Genomic DNA, 21,731 nt, shown 5'->3' with positions numbered 1-21,731 from the left:
ACTACTTCTAAATCAGACATTTTTTCTTTTCTACCAACACCTGATTTAAATTCTAATTCACAATTCAAAGAACTTATAACTTCTAAAACTCTTAAATATTTTTTTACTATATTTGACATAGATATTGTTTTGTTTTGCGACTTCAAGATACTGAATTTCAGTATCTTGAGCAATATCTAATCAATTTATTTTAATTTAAATAATTACACCCAACGGGTTATATTAGCTTTCAAATTTATTAGATATGAAAAAAAAAATACTAATCTTCGCATTTTTCGCAAATATAATTGGCGTTTGTTCGCAAACATTTACAAACTCTAACCAATCACTTGCGGGTTCATGGAATGGAACGTTATCAAAAACAGTAACGGTTTCGGGACTACCAAATTTAAATGCAAGTATTTTTGAATTAGTTCAAGTAAATCTTCACTTAGGGGATGATGCCAATACCCGAAATTATAATACATACAGAGTAACGTTAACCAAAGGAACTACTAGCATAGACTTAGTAGCTACTGGAGGTTTGCCTAATTCTCCCGTAAAGCAAATCAACACTAAATTTAGATTCAATCCTTTCTTAAAAAGACTATCCGAGCATGGCGGTGTAGCAGAACCGTTTAGTATTGGGTATTATCGATCGCAAGACAATTATACCGCTTTTAATGGTCTTGATCCTAACGGTGATTGGACGGTTACTATCACCGAAACCTCTGTGGCAACGGGTGGACGGTTTAACAGAGTAGATTTAGTATTTAAATCACCCTTCACCGTACAAGATTATACGACAGTAACTAGTTATGACAATTGCACTACACCTTACTGTTTAGGCACTGCTGAAATTATAGTAGCTTCAAATAACGGATTTACTAGTCAAGTGGAAGATATGTATAATCCAAACACTGTTGGTTGTAGCTGGAATGCCGCTCAAAATAATTCAGCCTTTTTTAAGTTTAGAGCCGCTCAAACTTCGGCTAGTGTTAGCATTTCTGGAATATCGGGAAATTTACAAATACTGGCTATTGATGCTGGCCTTGACGATAATCCATGCACGGCGGCAGATAACATTGTTTTAAATGGCGGTTGTCCTACTTTAAGCAGTAATGACACTTATACTAGTCCGCAGTATATCAATGGTTCTACAAAAAATAATCAATTAAATTTAAGCGGCTTAACTATTGGCAAAACTTATTATTTTATTGTTGATGGCACTAGCTCTTCGGTTTCTCCCTTTTATATTGAGACTATTGGCACTTCATTAGACTGTTCTAATTGTGATTTAAATGCCACGTTAAGTAGTAATAGTCCCGTTTGTGAGAATAGCTCATTGAATTTAACTTGTAGTGATGGTACCAATTGGTCTTGGACTGGTCCAAATGGGTTTACTAGTAGTAGTCAAAACCCCACTTTAAGCAATGTGTCAACTTTGGCAAGTGGCATTTATACTGTGGTCATTACAGACGGTAACGGTTGTACAGAAACCAAGTCTATAACTGTTTCAGTAACTACTGTAGTTATTCCCACTTTTAATGCTTCAAATCCAGTTTGCACTGGAGCAACATTAAGTCCTCTTCCCACTATTTCCAATAATGGCATTAGCGGCACCTGGAGTCCTGCATTGAATACTACCACAACCACTAATTACACTTTTACTCCAAATGTTGGCCAATGTGCTACAACCGCTACACGAACTATTGTGGTTAATAACTGTGACTTCGGCGGCTATGCTACAGCGGTATGGATGGATGACTGCACCACGCCTGGCGACGGTAAATTTTATAATACAACTGGTGGTGGTGCCGATTTAATTAATCAAGAAGCTGGAAATACTTTTATCAAAGATTTTGGTGTGCATGTTCAAAATTCTTCTACTTTGATTTTAAGAGGTTCTGAAGTTAAAACCTATAAGAATGGTAATACTAATGTTTGCGGTGCCACCATGTATTATCGCTTTTATTTAACCAATGGCACTGCCGGAACCTTCACCTCCCGAAATTTGTCTTTTTTTAGTGACTGTAATACTGCTATTAGTGAGTTTTCTATTGGCGGTGGTCCGTGTGCTGGTGGCCAACAAAAATGGCAGTGTGTATCGCAACCAGGTTGTGACTCGCCCATAAATTTAACCACAGTTCCTCCCGGTGATTATACTTTGGAGGTGTATTATGACGTTAGAGGTGATTTTAATTCCACATCGCAATGTGATGATACTGTTACTATTAATAATGGAGGGACAAATTACAAAGCGAACTTTAGTATCATTTCCACGCCAATTATTAGCAATACTAATCCCACTACTTGCAATGGAACTGACGGAAGCATTACTATCTCAGGATTAGCAGCCAATGAAGTATATGCACTTACTTACGATTTTAATACTACTCCAGTGGGTTCAGCCAACTTTACATCAAATACCAGCGGACAAATTACAATTCCGAATTTAGGTATCGGGACGTATACCAATTTTAATTTTGTTATCAATAGTTGTTCAACAACGCTCCCGTCAGGTGTAACATTACAAAACCCTATTTTTACTCCTGTTTTTAGCACTCCAAATCCATTTTGTAATGGTGAGGCAATTCCATCATCTACATTGCCAACCTTCTCAAACAATGGTATTTCAGGAAATTGGACACCTGCATTAAACAATACAGCAACTACAACCTATACTTTTAGTCCAGATGCGGGGCAATGTGCAATTAATGCGAATTTAACTGTCTTTATTAATCCAGAAATTATTGGAGGAATAACTGCCAGTCCAAATACTGCTTGTATTACGCTTCCTGCTACCGCGTGTAACGGTAGTGCAACTATAACTATTACACAAGGATCAGGTAATTATAGTTATTTGTGGAATGATTCTTTAGCCCAAACGACGGCCACAGCTACTAATTTATGTGCTGGAAATTATTGCGTTACTGTGACCGATTTGGATACTAATTGTACCCAACAATTTTGTATTACTGTAAGTGATAACATTCCAAATGTTACTCCAACCTTTTCATTTGGAACAGCAGCAAACATTTGTTCTGGAAGTTCGGTGCCATCTTTACCTTCAATTTCTGATAATTTAATTAGTGGTTCTTGGTTACCAGCTGTCGTAGACAATGCCAATAACGGCGTTTATACTTTCAATCCTACGGTAGGACAATGTGCTACAACAGCCACATTTTCTGTGAGTGTAACACCTCAAACAACTCCAACTTTTTCATTTGGAACAGCAGCAAACATTTGTTCTGGTGGAATTGTTCCTGCTCTACCAGCAATATCTACGAATGGTGTTAGTGGAACATGGAACCCGCCAATAGTAGACAATACTATCAACGCAGTTTATACCTTTACACCAAGTTCGTCAGGTTCGTCTTCTCCAAATTTAATCGTAAATGGAGATTTTTCTCAGGGAAATACTAACTTCAATACAGACTATCAATTTCTGCCAAGTGCAGGTGTCAATGGAGTTCAAAGAGCATACGGAATTGTTTCTGCGGCAAATGCTTGGTTTCAGTTTTTTCAACCTTGTGTAAGTAATGCGCCATCTGGTGGAAACATGATGGTTGTTGATGGTTCAACATCAAACGCAGGAAATGATAAAGTTTGGGGACAAACAGTAGCTGTTTTACCTAATAAAACATACACTTTTAGCTATTGGTTACAGACTATTGCTACGCCAAATCAAGCGTTAATAGAAGTTGAAATTAATGGGACAATTATTGGTTCAGCTGTTGCACCAAATACAAATTGTACTACCGCTCAATATTCCTTTCAATGGAATTCGGGTTCAAATACTACAGCTCAAATAGCAATTTTTGATAGAATATTTGTGGCCAACGGTAATGATTTTTCGCTAGATGATATTTCATTGGTAGAAAATATAACACAATGTGCTTCTACAGCAATCTTTACCGTAACTGTAACACCTCAAACAACACCAACATTTAGTTTTGGAAACGCTTCCACTATTTGTTCTGGCAATACGGTACCAACATTACCTTCGAGTTCCGAAAATTCAATAAGTGGTTTTTGGTTACCACCAGTAGTAGATAACACTAACAACGGTACTTATACTTTCCAACCAAATGCTGGTCAATGTGCTACAAGCACTTCATACGTGGTTACAATTACTCCACAAGCAACCCCAATATTCTCTTTTGGAACTTCTTCAAGTATTTGTTCGGGTGATCTTGTAACGGCATTACCAAATACATCTTCTAACTCCATAATTGGTTCATGGTCACCTAACTCTGTTAGTAATACAAATAGTGGCACCTATACATTTATACCAAATACTAACCAATGTGCCACAACAACTACCTTCACGGTTAATGTGACACCGCAAACAACTCCAACTTTTTCTTTTGGAACTACTACAACTATTTGTTCGGGAAGTTCGATCTTGGAATTACCTCTAATCTCTACTAATTCTGTGGAAGGTTTGTGGTCTCCATCTACAGTAGACTCAACAAATAGTGGTGTATACTCCTTTGCTCCAAATACAGGACAATGTGCTACGTCAACAACGCTTGCCGTTACTGTAAATCCAATTCCTCAATTTACTATTACAGGCGGATGTGATGGCGATGATTATCGTTTAGAGATTGTTGAGCAAAATCAAAACATTACCAATGTATCGTGGCTTTATAATAATGCTGAAATTGGTCAAGGGAATTCAATTATAATTACTGAAGAAGGTGTTTTTACCGCTGTAACCACAAATAGTAATGGCTGCCAAAATAGTCAAGAAATAGATATTGTTAATTCATTTTGTAAAATACCAAAGGGTGTTTCTGCCAACAACGATGGAGATAATGATTTTTTTGAATTATCAAATCTGAATGTAAAAAAACTACAGATTTTTAATCGCTATGGAATGGTTGTTTATACTAAAAACAATTACACCAATGAATGGAACGGACAATCAGATAATGGCAATGAAGTTCCAGAAGGCACATATTACTATGTAGTTGAACAAAACTCAGGTAAAGTGAGAGTAGGTTGGGTTTACTTGATTAGAGAAAATTAAAAACAATCTTTTTAAATGAACTTAAATTTACTTCATTGAAGTACAATTTATGCTGTTTTTCACCTTAATGCCATATTGAAGATAAGTAAGACTACTTCTGAGAAATAGATGTTAACCGATTTTCAATATCATGTATAAAAGCAGTTTCGAGAAGTTGCTGCACTTACTTTAACGTGCAGTGATAGAAGCATTTATTTTATATAAAATCAATAAATCGTCATAATTATAAATTGTCCCCTCGAGTAATTTTGCGACGCATTTCTTAGAAAAGGAAAACTTCGGCGGTAAACCAATGATGATACAACTATTTAACTTCTTTAAATTGGTAATCTTATATTTTTACGATTATTTGCGATTATGCAGGTGTTTATTTAAGGGAAATAAATGGTCATCGTCAAAAATTACGCTGTATTATTTTTTTTCTATTTGTTATTATTCGGTATTCAAATTAATGCTGAACATTTGTTTGAATAAATAACTATTTAATACATAAACTACTTCCTTCAGTTTTAACTTTTATATCATAATAATATTTTTAATATATTATTTTGGATTTCAGATTTTATATCACTTCAATAGGAACCTATTTTCTAAATTATACTTTTTTTTAGAACAATTTAGAGCAAAAAAAAGACGAGTTTGAACTCGTCTTTTTTATCTATTTATCAAGATGTTACTTCACAATCAAGAATTCAGAACGTCTGTTTTGTGCATGTTGCTCTTCAGTACAGTTTGCACCACAATCAACTTTTGGTTCTAATTCACCCATTCCTTTTCCAGAAATTCTACTAGCAGGAATTCCTTTTGATATAATGTATTGAACAGTCGATTTTGCTCTTCGCTCAGAGAGTTTAAGATTATAATTATCTGAACCTCTATTATCAGTATGAGACTTAGCTAAAATAACCATCTTATCATTATTCTTCATTACTTGAACTAATTTATCTAACTCAAAAGCTCCATCTTGAGTAATGTTACTTTTGTCATATTCAAAAAAGATTGGCTTTAACACTATTTCTGTTTCAGTAACAATAACGTCTATTGGCTGTAAAGCTGCATCAACTTTAGCCGTTGGTCCTTTACCTTTGGCAACTGCAAAAGTATTTCCTTCATAACCATCTTTTGATGCTTGAACAACATAGGGCTTATCACATTCTACACGGTATTTTACTTCGCCTTTGGCATTTGACATTTCGGTTTTAATTACGTTTTTCTTATCATCTAAAATTGATACGCTTGCGTTAGATAAGATTGCGCCTGTTTTTGCATCGGTTACTACTGTTAAAACATCAACACCACAAACTGGAGTTGCTCCAAAGATATCATCATTGCCATTTCTGTTACTTGACAAAAAGCCCACTTTTTTACTTTCATTAAATGTGAAAGCAAAATCATCTTTTTCTGAATTTACCGGCTTACCCAAGTTAGTAGCTTCACCTGCTGTTAAGTCAATTTTAAATACATCCAAGCCACCAAATCCTTGTCTGCCACTTGAGGCAAAAAATAGTGTTTTATTATCGTCTGCAATAAATGGAAAACTTTCGTTACCTTCTGTATTTACTTTATTACCCAAATTTTGTGGCTCTCCATATGTGCCATCAGTATTTATAGCTACCTTCCAAATATCAATGCCGCCAATTCCTCCTGGTCTGTCAGAAGAAAAATACAAAGTCTTACCATCTCTACTTAAAGTAGGGTTACTTGTTGAAAATTCTTTACTATTAAGGGACAATGCAGTAATATCTGCCCATGTGTCTCCATTTTTTGTAGCTTTGAAAATAGTATTCCTTCCTAGTTTTAATTTATTGGCTTTATCTTTTTCAAAAGAACTTTCTCTAAAACTTTCACTAGAAAAGTAAACCGTATTTCCATCGGCACTCATTGTTAGAGAACCGTCGTGATATTTTGAGTTTAATCCACTAACCCCAATCACATTTGTAATTGTTCCATCAGCATTGTAGTCGGCTTTATAAATATCTAAAAATGGCTCATCCGTCCAACCATAACTTTTCTTGGCTGTGTTTCTTGCGCTTGTGAAGTAAAGCGAGTTGTCATACAAAATTGCCCCAAAATCTGATTTATCACTACTAACATCTAAAGAGTTAACATTGAATGATTTTGTAATATCAAGTAATCTTGGAATGTAGTTTGGATTCTCTTTAAATGCTTTTGCACGAGCATCATTTGGAGAAGCACTGGCAAATTTCTGCATTTGTTTATTGGCCTCTTCATATTTTCCATTCCCTTTCAGCATTTGAGCATAACGGTAATAAGTCTCAGCATCCTGCGATGCTTCCACTGCTTTTGCATACCACTTAACCGCTTCTGTTGTATTGAACATGTTGTAATAGGTATCAGCTAGTTGTTTATAGACATAACCATCTCCTTTACCATTTTCAACGAGTTTCAGATATTCTTTTGCTGCATCAACATATTCAAGTCTGTTAAATAATTTATCAGCTGTTTTAGTGGCGGAATTTTGAGCCGAAACTGTCAAGCTAAGTGCTACAAAAGTTAATGTTATATATAGATTTTTCATTTTTAAGATTGCTTTTTGGGTTAGAAATATCTAGGAGATTGAGATACCTTTTTAGATAAGTTGAAATCATACAAAATCATTATCTCGTGTGATGATGGTGTTACGACGTTTAAATCCGACATAATGTGATCATAGGCATATCCTATCCTTAAATTTGGAGTAACAGCGAAATTAACCATCGCACCGAAAGAATCTTCTAGTCTATAAGTAGCTCCTAATTCAAGCTTATCATAAATCATAAAATTCGTGGACACATCAAGTGATAATGGAGCATTAAACGATGACTTAACCATCGCAAATGGTTTGAATTTTAAGTTAGGATTGATATCAAACACATAACCTCCCGTAAAGAAATAATGCAAATCTTCAGTTCCATATTGTCTCCCATCAAAATCTAAATAATTTGATTTTATCATATTAGGGACAGAAAATGCAAAATAATACTTATTAGTATAATAGAATAAACCTGTTCCTAAATTCAAAAATGTTTCGTTTGGATTCCCTTGTCCGAAAACATCATCTCCAATATCTGGCAATGTTGGAAAAATCGAATTAAAATCAATTTTATGCATCGTTAATCCAGCCTTTAAACCAAAAGCTAAGCGATGTTCTCCTCCCAGATTTAACGTATAAGAAAAGTCTCCATAAAAATTATTTTCTTCTACTGGTCCAATCTTATCTGAAATAACAGAGAGGCCTAAACCTACATTTTTTCCTACCGGACTGTGAATAAAAAAGGTTCCTGTGGTTGGAGCATCTTCTATCTCAACCCATTGCTTTCTGTATAAAACTCCTGCCGAAATCCCTTCTTTGGAACCAGCATAAGCAGGGTTAATAACACTCATATTATACATGTATTGAGTATAATGTGGATCCTGCTGCGCTCTTACCTCTACAAAGATGGATGCAACTAGTAAGGCTATGATATATAGTTTCTTCATTTTGTTTGATTTAATATTGAATGAAAGTTATTATTGTTCTCTGTTGATGTATATCCAACCTGTTTTTGTTTCTCCATCATTTCGTTCAATTACGTAATAATAAGTTCCATCTGGTAGTTCATCACCACTGTCTGATTGTCCACCCCATTCATTTATGTAATTGTTTTTGCTATAAGCCTTAACCCCAAGCCTGTTGTAAATACTAAGCTTTCTAACATTATAACCAGACAGGTCAAAAGTGTCATTTTTACCATCATTATTTACTGATATACCTTTTTGAATAACACAAGACACATTATCAGCAGAAAACACTGCAGAACTTGGACAACCACCTGAAAAAACATTCACAGTATACTCGCCTGGCTGAGTAACAATTATACTTTGTGTATTGCCTCCAATTGGATTTCCTGAACTATCTTTCCAAGAGTAATTCGCTGCTAAGGAATCGAAAGAACCATTAACTGGATTGGCAGTTAGCGTGTAAGCAGAACCGACACAATCACCTGCAATGGCTACTTGAAGTAGAGGATTAACTACAACTGTAGCAGTATTACTTATTGATGTAGTACAAGAAGCTAAACTAATTTGACTTAACAAAATACTCGTATTTGAAGTCACAGCAGTTATAGTTACTGGTGCATTTCCATTAGCATCTAAAACAACCGTTTGATTAGCATTATTATTTATTGTGTAAGTTACTGTTGCATTAGGAGTTCCTGTCAAAGTAAACACAGCATTTCCTTCGAAACATACTGGGGTTGTCGCTACCAAATTTGTAACCGTTGGATTTGGATTAACTACTACAGTTGCTGTATTACTTAGTGTTGTGGTACAAGATGCTAAACTAATTTCGCTTAACAAAATTGTCGTATTTCCTGTTGCTGCATTTACTGTTACTGTTCCATTTCCGGCTGTATCTAAAATAACCGTTTGATTAGCACCACCATTAATAGTGTAAGTTACCGTTGCATTTGGAGTTCCTAATAAAGAGAACACTGCATTTCCTCCAGAACATACTGGGGTTGTCGCTGCTAAATTTCCAAACGTTGGCGTTACGGGAACTGGATTAATAGTAACAGTTACAGGAACCGATAAACATCCACTTGCAAGATCGAGAACTCTAATAATGTGATCTCCCGGAGCAACATTATTAAAAATTGTACTCGATTGGAAAGCACCACCATCTATATTGTATTGAAATCCTGTAGTCAATGATGTAAAATTGCCAAGATTAGAATAGTTTTCTGGATCTAAAGCTGTCCAGTCGGCTGCATTCCATGTCAAACTTGGAACACTAGCTGTATTATTTCGTCGGTAGGTATATCCAGGTTGGTTCAACGGCGTAAAACTAACACCATCAATTCTTCCCCAAATATCAATCTCGACATCTGCGCTAGTTGTTAATCTAATATTATCATCAGTATTAACACCTCCACAACCGGTAAAAGATTGATTAGGCGTAACCCCAGCTACATTCGCATCTGAACTTAACTTGATAATATTGGTAGCATTGTTTGCTATTGTTCCTGATAAAAGTAAATCACAATTTGGTGTAGTTCCACCATTATTATAAACTTTTAACTTATAATTGGATAAATCCACAGAAGTACCTGTACCATTAAAAATTTCAACATAAGTTAATGAACCAGTTGCCGCATCAGTTACCTCAGATATAAACAAGTTTGAAGGTAATCCACTAACTGCTCCAATAGGTGCTGTAACTTCTATTGTCCCTGTTTGAACATTACAAGCCGTTTGTGTAACGTTTAACGTAGGAGTTGGCGCTTGGCCTATAGCAACATTAAATGATTGCTCACTTGTACATCCATCGCCGTTTATTGCATAAATATATACTAATTGTGAAGTTTCTAGCGGAACATTTATATCTAATGGTGCTCCAACGCCACCAGCTTGAGAATAATAATTACCAACCGCTATGACAGGAAGTGTATACGAATTACAAACAGTTTGATTTCCCGGGGACACTAAAGCAGGTAGTGCTATTATTTCTACTTGTGTAGAGGGATTACCCACTGTGCAAACAGAACCAGGAATTCCATAAGTAATAGTATAAATACCTGGCGAGCTCAAACTAGGATTTATTGCTCCCGTAGAAGGATTGATACTCAACCCAATATTAGGAATAGCGGAATAGGTACCACCAAGAGTTCCTGTTTGATTAACAGCTTGTAAAGTGCTTATACTTCTACAGAATTTAGTTGGGCTTGTAGCGCCATAGCTAATAGTAGCTGATGTAGGTGCAACAATACTAATGGTAAATGTTTTAACAAATTCTATACAACTAGCTGTTGCAGCAACTGTATTGGTTACAAGATAGTTTCCAGGTGTACTAGCCGCTAAATCAATTTCTCCCGTAGCAGTGTTTACAAAAACTAAACCAGGCGTTGAAGAAAAAGTTCCAGCTACAGAACCGTTGTCAATAACTGCAATTGGGTTACTAGCGCCAGGCAGTTGACAATATGTTGCAGGATTATAGCTGAAAAATGCGTTTGGACAACACTGATAAGTACCCGCACCTGCTGCATTAGTATTCGTTTGAGTCAAGCTAATAAAACCAGGATCATCCGAAAAATTTGTAATTAATATGACATAAACTTGGCCAGCGACCGCATTTACAATATTCAGGTTTTCAGTTGCTGCAATAGAAAAACTACAACCAGTAGTTTGTGAAATAGGCACTCCTATTCCAGGCGCCAATGTTGGAGGGTTACCGATAGCAGCACAGGCAGCGGCTTGACTTGGAAATGGTCCCCATGCTGCATAATCAACATCAAGATTTGCTGCTCCACCTTGCGTAGTAGATTGAGTCAGCAACAAATTTATTGGCCCCGTTGTAGCTATATTTATGGTATAATAAGTAGGATTTGGTGTACTACCTAAACATCCAACTGTACCTTGACTATCAACACCAGTTGTATTTTGATAATTCAAATCTTGACAAGCAGATTGACCAGTAATACAACTTGATGGCGTTGTGATACATAAATTAAAGTTTACAGTTTGTGCAGTGTTTGCGTTAGAATAAACCCTCACAAAATAAGTTTGGCCAATTGTCAGGTTATTTACAACAGCCGACGTTTCGTTAATTGGACTACAAAAAATCTGTGTTAAAGTACCACATTGTCCCGCATAAACACCGTAATTTAAATTTGTTGTAGTACCAGTAATGTTTTGTAAAGCAACATTTAAGAAAGGATTTGTCGCCACAAACTGGAACCAAACATCATCATCTGCCGTACCTATGCATGGCGCCGTTGTTGCCGGCAATGAAGCTGTAGCACTTGTAATAGTTCCTGGTGTAACCTGTTGACAGATAGAAGAAGAATTTACAGGCGTAAAAATAGCACCTGCACACTCATCATTGATTACTAAAGTTGTAAAGCTTGAGCCGATAGACCATGCGCTTGTTCCTGATGTGGGGCAAATTGCGCGAACATAAAAGGTATATCTTGTTCCTGGTAAAAGGCCACTAATTAACGCAGGATTACTGGATGTTAAAATTCCTGTGGCCGCACTTGTTGGCGCTGGTGAGCCAAAAGGTAAATGAATTATTTCCCATTGAGTTACGGCAGGGTTCGACTCTGTCCAACCCAATAATGCAGATGTTGAAGTAATAGTAGTTGCAGCGAGTGCCGTCGGTCTTGCACAATTTGGCGCCGCAGCACAAGTTACATTAGCAACCCAACCAGATCTAGTTCCACTTCCATCTGTTCGAAATCTAAATGTTAAACAGCCGTCTAAACTTGACGAAGTAAAAGGTCCTGGCAAATTACCTGTTAAATCGCCCCAGAATGAACCAGCCAAACCTCCCGGAACATTACCAGCTGGATTTGCACTCGCAATTTGTGGTGATGTAACAGAAATTCCATCAAAAACATATAATCCGTCCCAGGTGGCTTCTGTATTAAAGGCAGTAAAAGTGACCGTAACCACATTGCCCGCAGTAGGACAAACAATTACAGTTGAATCTAAACTATTTGTATAATCCGCATTTGGCCCACCTACATCTGTAAAAGTGCCTCCACAAACTGGCGGTGCAACTTGTGTTGTAATCGTTCGCGGTCCTGACCATAAACTTACACCATTAGAAGAGGAACTACAATTACCTCTTACATATAAATTGTAGCAAGTTGATGCTGCCAATTCAGTAAATGTATATATGTTTGTACTAGTAGTTATGAAACCAGTTGTTGAAGCATCGGGTGCTGGCGCAGTACAAGGCAAGGCAATAACTTCCCAAGTAGTGGCAACTCCGACATTAGTCCAAGCCAAAGTAGCCGAATTAGAAGTCACTGCACTAGTTACCAATGTTATAGGTTGTTGACAAGCTGGTGGTGGAGCACAAGTAATATTTGCAACCCAACCAGGATTGTTAACTGCACCATCACTTCTAAACACAAATGTTAAACATCCGTCGGCTGCTGATGAAGTAAATGGACCTGGAATTGTAGTCCCCCAATAAGAGCCAGCTAAACCTCCCGGAACATTACCGGCTGGGTTAGCACTCGCTATTAAGTTAGCAGGCACAACACCATTACCATCATAAACATAAAGTCCATCCCAAGTTGCCTCGGTATTAAATGACGTAAAAGTTACCGTCACTTTTTCCCCAGGAATAGTTGGACAAATGGTAGTTGTGGTATTTGAGTTATTTGGATAGTTCGCAGTCGGGCCTCCAGCATCTACAAAATTCCCTCCACATTCTGGTGGTGCGACTAAAGTAGTTATTGTTCTTGGTCCTGACCATGCGCTAACACCATTAGATGTTGAACTACAATTACCTCTAACATATAAATTATAACAGGTAGCTGATGCCAAACCCGTAAATGTATGCGGATTTGAACTTGTAGTTATAAAACCAGTTGTCGAAGCATTTGGTGCTGGCGCAGTACAAGGCAAAGCAATAACTTCCCATGTTGTAGCTACGCCAACGTTGGTCCACGCCAAAGTAGCTGAATTTGAAGTTACAGCGCTAGATACCAATGTTATAGGCTGCTCACAAGCTGGTGGCGGAGCACAAGTAATATTTGCAACCCAACCAGGATTATTAACAAAACCATCACTTCTAAACACAAATGTTAAACATCCATCTGTAGCTGACGAAGTAAATGGTCCTGGGATTGCAGTTCCCCAATAAGAACCAGCTAAACCGCCGGGAACATTACCTGCTGGATTAGCGCTAGCAATTAAATTAGCAGGAACAGCGCCATTACCATTATAAACATAAAGTCCATCCCAAGTTGCCTCAGTGTTGAATGAAGTAAAAGTTACTGTTACTTTTTCTCCAGGAATAGTTGGACAAATTGTAGTGGTACTATTAGAGTTATTAGGATAGTTCGCAGTAGGACCACCAGCATCTACAAAGTTTCCTCCACACTCTGGTGGTGCAGTACCTGTTGTAAAGTTAGCGGAAGCAACGGACCAAGCACTGCTAAACCCTGTATTACATATTGCTCTCACAAAAAATTTATAAGCGGTATTAGGAAGTAATCCTGTCGCTAAATACGGCAACGTTCCGTTATAGATAACACCTGTACCTGTTGGAGTTGCAGTAGCTAAAACAATTTCTATTTCCCACGAGGTTGCACCACTTGGATTTGCCCAGTTTAGTGTAGCGCCATTTTGTGTTATAGCAGAAAATGTTAGATTTGTTGGCTCTAGACATCGTTGAACAATATTAACGTTATCAACCAACCAACGATCTCCAGCACCGTTAAGTCCACCTGGAAGCTGAGTGTGAACTCGAACAAATGAAACATAAACTTGCTGTGAAGCAAAAGCAGATAAATCCACAATTTTTTCTTCATACACATTAAATGTTGCACTCAAAGTAGTTTCATCCCATTGTTGCACTAAATTGTATGCAGCAGGATTTGTTTGTGAAGCAGTAGACGGCGCTACTCTAATTTGATAAAGTGTACCCTGATTGCCACTAGCAAAACTCCTTGCGAAAAAACGCAATTGACCGTTTGCAGGAATGGTTACAAGAGGTGTAGATAAGTAGTCTTGTGATATCAAACCTTCAGTTCCCAAGTTCTCCCTATTAATATAGGCAGCATTATCTCCTTGAAAGGCATTTGAAGGAGTCACAATTGGCGCGTTACCCCAGCGTTGACCCGTACCAACACCATTATCAAAAACAGCCCAATTTCCTGACGCAAGTGTCCAATTTGTAGATGGTAAAGCATCTGGTCCTGTTGTTGACTCAAATCCTTCCGTTAACTGGGAATAACCAGTAATAGAAAATAAAATGAACAACAATAAAAGTGTAATTTTTTTCATTTAATGAAAATTTTAATTTTTGTAATAGTTTTTTTTGATTTTGAATTTCAAATTTAGTAAAAAATCTGAATTAAGAAAGTATTAACATCTATTTTAATACATTTTAAATAACCGATTGTCTTAGAAGTATAAATTTATTTAAAAATTTTAGTTGACAATTATGTATTTTTGTAATATAAAATTATCAAATGTTAGAAAAAGAAGTTGTCAATTTTGAAAGAACCATAATTATTGGTATTATCACTCAAAATCAAAATGAAGAAAAGCTAAATGAATATCTTGATGAATTAGAATTTTTAACTTATACCGCAGGTGGTCAAGTTGTGAAAAGATTTTATCAGAAACTAGAAAAACCTCACCCAAAAACTTTTTTAGGTTCTGGGAAAATTGATGAAATAAACTCTTTTATTAAAAGCAATTCAATTTCTACTGTAATTTTTGATGATGAGTTGTCACCTTCGCAACAAAAAAATATTTCAAAAATTTTGGATTGTAAAATTTTAGATAGAACCAATCTAATCCTTGATATTTTTGCTCAAAGAGCAGAAACTTCTTATGCTCGAACCCAAGTTGAACTAGCGCAGTGTCAATACTTATTGCCAAGACTATCTGGCTTGTGGACACACTTAGAACGACAAAAAGGTGGAATTGGTTTACGTGGTCCTGGAGAAACTGAAATCGAAACAGACAGAAGGATTGTTAGAGACAGAATTGCACTTCTGAAAGAAAAAATAAAAACTATTGACAAACAAATGTCTATCCAAAGAGGAAATAGAGGCGCAATGGTTCGTGTAGCACTAGTTGGTTACACTAATGTTGGTAAATCAACATTAATGAATGTTATTAGTAAAAGTGAAGTTTTCGTTGAGAATAAGTTGTTTGCAACTTTAGATACTACTGTACGAAAAGTAGTGATTAAAAACTTACCTTTTTTACTATCAGATACAGTTGGCTTTATAAGAAAATTACCAACGCAATTAATCGAGTCTTTTAAAAGTACTCTCGATGAAGTTCGCGAAGCTGACTTATTATTACATGTTGTTGATATCTCGCATTCAGATTTTGAAGAACATATTAATTCTGTTAATCAAATTTTACAAGATATCAAGAGTAATAATAAACCGGTGATAATGGTCTTCAATAAAATTGACGCTTATAAACACCTAATTATTGAAACCGACGATTTAATAACCGAAAAAACAGTAAAACATTTCACATTAGAGGAATTAAGGTCAACATGGATGAATAAAAGTGGCGCAAAGAATACACTTTTTATTTCTGCAACTAACAAAGATAACTTCGAAGAATTTAGGAAAAAAGTATATGAAATGGTTAGAGAAATTCACATTACACGGTTTCCTTACAATAAATTTTTATATCCTGACTTTAAGGATGCCTCTGAAGATTAGATTTCTATTGCAGATAATAAATGTAACCAAAATTTAGCCATACATTCCAATCGTTAGCTCTATTTTCGGTATATATTCTAGGGTCGGGATTTAAACCATCTACCCAGTTTGAAAAATAATATTGAAAACGCAAGTCAATCATTAAATCTGAAAGCTCAGTTAACTTATATCTTGAACCAACGCTGCCAACAATAGACCATACTGTTCCGCCCTGATTTGTGGTCGCTCCCAAATACTTTGTAGGAAAAGCAATCGGAGAGTCTACTGGACCAAGTAACGAATAAGCTTCTGGATCGTAGAAGCTAAATTGACCTCCTAAACTTAAGAAAGGTGCAAACGAACCAAGTGTCGCTGTAAAATCTCTAATACTTAATGGGAAAAACTCTAATTGCATTCCAATATTAGTAACAGCTGTACTTCCTCTCATTGCTCTGAGTTGATTGGCAAACAAACTTGTTCTACTATCATCGACCCATCTTCCAAAATGCTGCAATTCGGTTTTATTATATGATAACTCACTTCTTAGTTTAAAGTGATCATTAAAATAGGTTTCGGGAGCGTAGCAGTTACAATCAGCTTTATATGAAAAATTCAAATAATGTATAATTCCAATTCCATACCCTGTATTTCCAAGGTTAGTAGACAAATCTCTTCGCTCACCATAATCCGACTGAAAAGCAACTGGACCAACAATGGCTCCAATTTCATGTGAAAAACCAAACTGAGCAATTGTAGTATTTGAAAAACCAAATAAAACAAGTAGAAATAGGATGAAAGATTTGAGCATCTGCATACTAATAAATTCAATTAGCGACAAATATATAAAAACATCAATCAGTTGTAAAAAAAAATGAAAAAATAGTTGAAATTTAATCAAAAATAAATAATGAATTCCTAAAAACATTTCGCTTAATACAACTAATCTTTGTTTTTGCTTTTAGAAGAATAAAAATTACAAGAATTTTTAAAAATATATATTCATTTTTTTAATTAAATGTATATTTGCTCGATTTTACGAAAACGATTTCTTAAAAAATTAATAGTGTAATTTATGTCACAAAGTATTAACGAGTTTATCGAATTAGTTGGAAAAAGAAATACCAACGAGCCTGAATTTATGCAAGCAGTTATGGAAGTTGCTGAAACGGTAATCCCATTTATTGAACAAAATAAAAAATATCAAAACAAAATGCTTCTGGAGAGAATGGTTGAACCAGAACGAGTAATTATGTTTAGAGTTTGTTGGATTGACGACGCTGGACACACGCAAGTAAATCGTGGTTACAGAATACAAATGAACTCCGCTATTGGACCATACAAAGGCGGTATTCGCTTTCACCCTTCTGTAAATCTTAGTATTTTAAAATTCTTAGCTTTCGAACAAACATTCAAAAACAGTCTAACTACCTTGCCAATGGGTGGTGGAAAAGGTGGTGCTGATTTCGATCCGAAAGGAAAATCAGACAATGAAATTATGAAGTTTTGCCAAGCTTTTATGACAGAACTTGCAAAACATATTGGAGCTGATACTGATGTTCCTGCTGGCGATATCGGTGTTGGTGGTCGTGAAGTAGGATATATGTTTGGTCAATACAAAAGACTTAGAAACGAGTTTACGGGTGTTTTAACTGGAAAAGGAATTGCATTTGGCGGCTCTTTAATACGTCCAGAAGCAACAGGATATGGAGATGTTTACTTTGCACAAAATATGTTAGCCACAAAAGGTGACAGTTTTACAGGAAAAACCGTTGTAGTTTCTGGCTCAGGAAATGTAGCACAGTATGCTATACAAAAAGCTACACAACTTGGCGGCAAAGTGGTTACAGCTTCAGATTCTTCAGGATATATTCATGATGCTGACGGAATAGACGCTGATAAACTGGCTTATATCATGGAAATCAAAAACGTAAACTACGGAAGAATTTCTGATTATGTGACAAAATATCCTAACGCAAAATTTGTTGCAGGACAACGTCCTTGGGAAGTGAAGTGTGATATCGCATTGCCTTGTGCAACTCAAAACGAATTAAACGGCGAAGAAGCAAAATTACTTATAGCAAATGGATGTATCTGTGTGGCAGAAGGAGCAAATATGCCGTCAACTCCAGAAGCGGTTGCTGCATTTTTAAGTGCTAAAATTTTATTCGCACCAGGAAAAGCATCCAATGCTGGTGGAGTTGCCACTTCGGGTCTTGAAATGTCTCAAAACTCATTGCGCTTAAGCTGGACTTCAGAAGAAGTTGATCAACGTTTGAAAAATATTATGGCCAATATACATGCTGCTTGTGTGCAATACGGAAAAGATGAAACAGGCTTTGTTGATTATGTAAAAGGTGCAAACATTGCAGGTTTCGTTAAAGTAGCCGACGCTATGCTAGCACAAGGAATTGTTTAAAACAAAATAAAACTAACCTAAACTAAGTAAAATGCTTTCAGAAATGAAAGCGTTTTTTTTTACCAAAATACAAAAAGATTTTTTTTTACGTTTACACTATATTTGTATGCTAATTCGTGCTCAATGAAATATATATTTGTTTGGCTATTACTTTTCTGTTTCTGTAAAGGCACAGGACAACAAGACCAAAACTGGAAAGGCTATTTTTCTTATAGTCAAATCAAGGATATTTCGGAAGGAAATTCTAAAATATATGCGGCAGCTCAAAACGCGTTATTTACTAAAAATTTCGTGTCCAATGATATTCAAACCATTAATACGATTGACGGTTTGTCAGGACAAAACATTTCATCGCTGTACCATAGCGATGCTTTCAACAAAACAATTGTAGGTTATGAAAATGGTTTAATGATTGTAATTAATGACATTGACGGTTCAACACTTAACGTTGTCGATATAGTTAATAAAAATATTCCATCAAATATTAAGAGAATAAACCATTTCTTAGAATTTAATAACATTGTTTATGTTTCTTGTGATTTTGGTATTGTTCAATATAATCTTGCTACACTTCAGTTTGGTGACACTTATTTTATAGGTCCAGCCGGACAAGAAACGAAAGTATTTCAAACTACCATTTTTAATAACGAGATCTTTGCAGTAACCCAAAATTACGGTATTAGAAAAGCAGCTTTAAACAATCCAAACTTAATTGATTTTGCACAGTGGTCTCTCTTTGACGGTGGTTTTTGGAATGGAATTGCAACTTTCAACAACCAATTAATTGGATTAAATACAAATAATAAATTGTACCGATTTAACGGCTTCTTCTTTGAAGAATTTAGCACTATCGGACAAACTGGAGTTGATATCAGGGCATCTACAAATTACTTAACTGTAACCACGTCAAATAGAGTGCTAATATACAATACATCACTAAGCCAAATAGTAACTATTCAAAATACACAAGCGCCATCATTTTCAGTAACATTTTCTTGTGCAACAGTTATTAATGAAACCATTTTTATAGGTACAAATGAAAACGGACTCTTAACCTCTGCCATAACTGCACCAAGCAATCTTGAATTCATTAAGCCTGATGGTCCAAAAAGGAATAATATGGTAGCTATCAACGCGGCTTCCACTAATCTTTGGGCTGTTTATGGCGAGTACGATATCTTTTACAATCCATTTCCTTTAGATGAATTTGGCATCAGTAAATATAACGATGATGGCTGGTTAAATATCCCTTTTTCAGAAGTTTTGGGTGCCAATGACTTATCAAAAATCAGTGTTAATCCTAATGACGAAAACCAAGTTTACATAAGTTCTTTCCATAGCGGGTTACTAAAACTCGAAAATGATATTCCCACAATTTTACTTAATGAAACCAATAGCGGACTTGAAGCAGAGGGATTAAGGATAAATGGAACTGCATTTGATAGACAAGGAAACCTTTGGGTAACATCAAGTAAAATCAAAAATGGATTAAAAGTTTTAAAAACTAATAATCAATGGCAATCCTATAACATGGAAAATATTCTTGACAATTTCATTTCTAGTAATTTTAATAAAATAGTTATTGATAGAAATGGAACCAAATGGATTGCGACCTATCTCGATGGTGTAGTAGCTTTTAACGAAAATACAAATGTCTTCAAGAAAATTACCGAAGGTATTGATGTTGGCAATCTTCCCTCAAGAGATGTGAGAGCTATTGCAATTGATAACCGAAACCAAGTTTGGATAGGAACAAACAAAGGACTGCGCGTATTGCCAAGCATTGGAAGTTACAACAATGATGACCAAATGAGAGCTAACGCCATCATCATTCTCGAAGACGGAGTGGCACAAGAGCTTTTATTTGAACAATTTATTACTGATATCGCCGTGAATGGCTCCAATCAAAAGTGGATTGCGACGGCCGACTCTGGTGTATTTCTTTTTTCCGCTGACGGACAAGAAACTATTTATCATTTTACAATAGATAATTCTCCTTTGCCTAGCAATGTCGTAAATGATGTCGAAATCAATGCCACTACAGGGGAAGTATTTTTCGCCACAGATAAAGGGTTAGTTTCATTTCAAGGTGTTTCAACAAAACCGGCCGAAAACCTGCAAAACGTATTTGTCTATCCAAATCCTGTTCGCCCAGAATTTGTTGGAACTGTAAAAATTGCCGGATTAATTTCAAAAGCCAATATCAAAATCACCGACATCGAAGGAAATCTAGTCCACGAAACCACTTCCGAAGGCGGAACTATTGAATGGGACACCACAGCATTTGGGAAATATAAAGTAGCATCGGGTGTTTATATGATTTTTATTTCTGCCGAAGATGCTTCTGAAACTGCTGTTAAAAAAGTAATGATTGTAAGATAAATCACAACAAGAAAAATCCAAATTCTAATGTTGGTAAAAACTAAGGCTATCGTTATTTCTTCTATAAAATATCAAGAAAAAAGTCTGATAGTAAAATGTTTTACTCAAAGCGATGGTTTAAAAAGTTATTTTGTTCAGAGTGCATTTTCTAGCAAAAAATCTTCCCAAAAAATTGCCTATTTCCAACCTTTAACTATTCTCGAAATTGAAGCAAATCATAAGAATAAAGGAACACTAGAGCATTTCAAAGAAATAAAGTTAGCCACAGCTTATCAGACTATAAATACCGACGTCATCAAAAGCACCATCGTTATATTTGTTTCCGAAATTCTTCACCATAGTATCCAAGAAGAAGAAAAAAACGAAAGACTATTTACGTTTATTGAAACAGCGTTACTTTGGCTTGATAATCATAATGATACATCCAATTTCCACTTAATTTTACTCTTAGAAATAACAAAATTTTTAGGTTTTTATCCCGATATTTCTGAATTAGAACACAAACATTTCGAAATGAAAGATGGCATTTTTTCACCCTTTTTAGGAACTAGTTGTCTTACCGAACACGAAACTCACCTATTCAAAAAACTCATCGATTTAAGATTTGATAGCGACCAAAAAGTATTTGCCGGTATTGAACGCCAAATTCTTCTGAAAATCTTATTAGATTATTACACCATTCACCTCGACGGATTCAAAAAACCTAAATCACTCGAAGTTTTAAAAGAGGTTTTTGCGTAAAGTATAA

Annotated in this window: 9 protein-coding genes and 1 pseudogene; 5 read left to right on the top strand and 5 right to left on the bottom strand. The window is 35.8% G+C overall.

What is annotated here, in order from left to right; translation table 11 throughout:
* Positions 1-119 (bottom strand): annotated as a pseudogene (locus tag WFZ85_RS16550) (IS982 family transposase); the annotation flags it as partial.
* Positions 120-244: 125 nt separating this feature from the next.
* Between WFZ85_RS16550 and WFZ85_RS10590 the strand changes: the two are divergent.
* On the top strand, positions 245-5,014 hold the full coding sequence (locus WFZ85_RS10590; RefSeq protein WP_342696271.1) for a T9SS type B sorting domain-containing protein: 4,770 nt from the start codon (positions 245-247) through the stop codon (positions 5,012-5,014).
* A gap of 673 nt (positions 5,015-5,687) precedes the next feature.
* Here WFZ85_RS10590 and WFZ85_RS10585 read toward each other — a convergent pair.
* The 3 genes from WFZ85_RS10585 to WFZ85_RS10575 are packed head-to-tail and all read right to left on the bottom strand — an operon-like array spanning position 5,688 to position 14,797.
* Positions 5,688-7,553 (bottom strand): OmpA family protein, encoded by a 1,866-nt coding sequence (locus WFZ85_RS10585; RefSeq protein WP_342696270.1) that lies wholly within the window; start codon positions 7,551-7,553, stop codon positions 5,688-5,690.
* A gap of 20 nt (positions 7,554-7,573) precedes the next feature.
* Entirely contained in the window at positions 7,574-8,494 is a 921-nt protein-coding gene (locus tag WFZ85_RS10580) for a PorP/SprF family type IX secretion system membrane protein (protein WP_342696269.1), read from the bottom strand.
* 30 nt (positions 8,495-8,524) lie between these two features.
* Entirely contained in the window at positions 8,525-14,797 is a 6,273-nt protein-coding gene (locus WFZ85_RS10575) for a fibronectin type III domain-containing protein (RefSeq protein ID WP_342696268.1), read from the bottom strand.
* 188 nt (positions 14,798-14,985) lie between these two features.
* On the opposite strand from WFZ85_RS10575, the gene hflX reads away from it, so the two are divergent.
* A complete protein-coding gene (hflX, locus tag WFZ85_RS10570) occupies positions 14,986-16,206 on the top strand; it encodes a GTPase HflX (protein ID WP_342696267.1) in 1,221 nt (406 codons plus the stop codon).
* A gap of 4 nt (positions 16,207-16,210) precedes the next feature.
* Here the strand turns inward: hflX and WFZ85_RS10565 are convergent, their stop codons facing one another.
* Complete coding sequence (locus WFZ85_RS10565) at positions 16,211-16,993, bottom strand: THC0290_0291 family protein (protein WP_342696272.1); 783 nt, start codon at positions 16,991-16,993, stop codon at positions 16,211-16,213.
* Between the two features lie 264 nt (positions 16,994-17,257).
* On the opposite strand from WFZ85_RS10565, the gene gdhA reads away from it, so the two are divergent.
* The 3 genes from gdhA to recO all read left to right on the top strand — a co-directional run bounded on the left by gdhA (position 17,258) and on the right by recO (position 21,724).
* The gene (gene gdhA, locus WFZ85_RS10560) at positions 17,258-18,601 is read left to right on the top strand and encodes an NADP-specific glutamate dehydrogenase (protein WP_342696266.1); all 1,344 of its coding nucleotides are present in this window, start codon (positions 17,258-17,260) and stop codon (positions 18,599-18,601) included.
* 123 nt (positions 18,602-18,724) lie between these two features.
* Positions 18,725-20,983, top strand: a complete 2,259-nt coding sequence (gene porZ, locus WFZ85_RS10555; protein WP_342696265.1) for a type IX secretion system anionic LPS delivery protein PorZ — start codon at positions 18,725-18,727, stop codon at positions 20,981-20,983.
* 27 nt (positions 20,984-21,010) lie between these two features.
* A complete protein-coding gene (recO, locus tag WFZ85_RS10550; protein WP_342696264.1) occupies positions 21,011-21,724 on the top strand; it encodes a DNA repair protein RecO in 714 nt (237 codons plus the stop codon).
* The last annotated feature ends 7 nt before the right edge of the window (positions 21,725-21,731 follow it).

The organism is Flavobacterium aureirubrum (assembly GCF_038739835.1).
Lineage (GTDB): Bacteria > Bacteroidota > Bacteroidia > Flavobacteriales > Flavobacteriaceae > Flavobacterium > Flavobacterium aureirubrum.
This window is presented reverse-complemented; position numbering and strand designations above follow the sequence as displayed.

Bases quoted from the DNA above. Each gene is read 5' to 3' on its own strand.
- WFZ85_RS10590 (WP_342696271.1), top strand. From the start codon at position 245: ATGAAAAAAAAAATACTAATCTTCGCATTTTTCGCAAATATAATTGGC.
- WFZ85_RS10585 (WP_342696270.1), bottom strand. From the start codon at position 7,553: ATGAAAAATCTATATATAACATTAACTTTTGTAGCACTTAGCTTGACA.
- WFZ85_RS10580 (WP_342696269.1), bottom strand. From the start codon at position 8,494: ATGAAGAAACTATATATCATAGCCTTACTAGTTGCATCCATCTTTGTA.
- WFZ85_RS10575 (WP_342696268.1), bottom strand. From the start codon at position 14,797: ATGAAAAAAATTACACTTTTATTGTTGTTCATTTTATTTTCTATTACT.
- hflX (WP_342696267.1), top strand. From the start codon at position 14,986: ATGTTAGAAAAAGAAGTTGTCAATTTTGAAAGAACCATAATTATTGGT.
- WFZ85_RS10565 (WP_342696272.1), bottom strand. From the start codon at position 16,993: ATGCTCAAATCTTTCATCCTATTTCTACTTGTTTTATTTGGTTTTTCA.
- gdhA (WP_342696266.1), top strand. From the start codon at position 17,258: ATGTCACAAAGTATTAACGAGTTTATCGAATTAGTTGGAAAAAGAAAT.
- porZ (WP_342696265.1), top strand. From the start codon at position 18,725: ATGAAATATATATTTGTTTGGCTATTACTTTTCTGTTTCTGTAAAGGC.
- recO (WP_342696264.1), top strand. From the start codon at position 21,011: ATGTTGGTAAAAACTAAGGCTATCGTTATTTCTTCTATAAAATATCAA.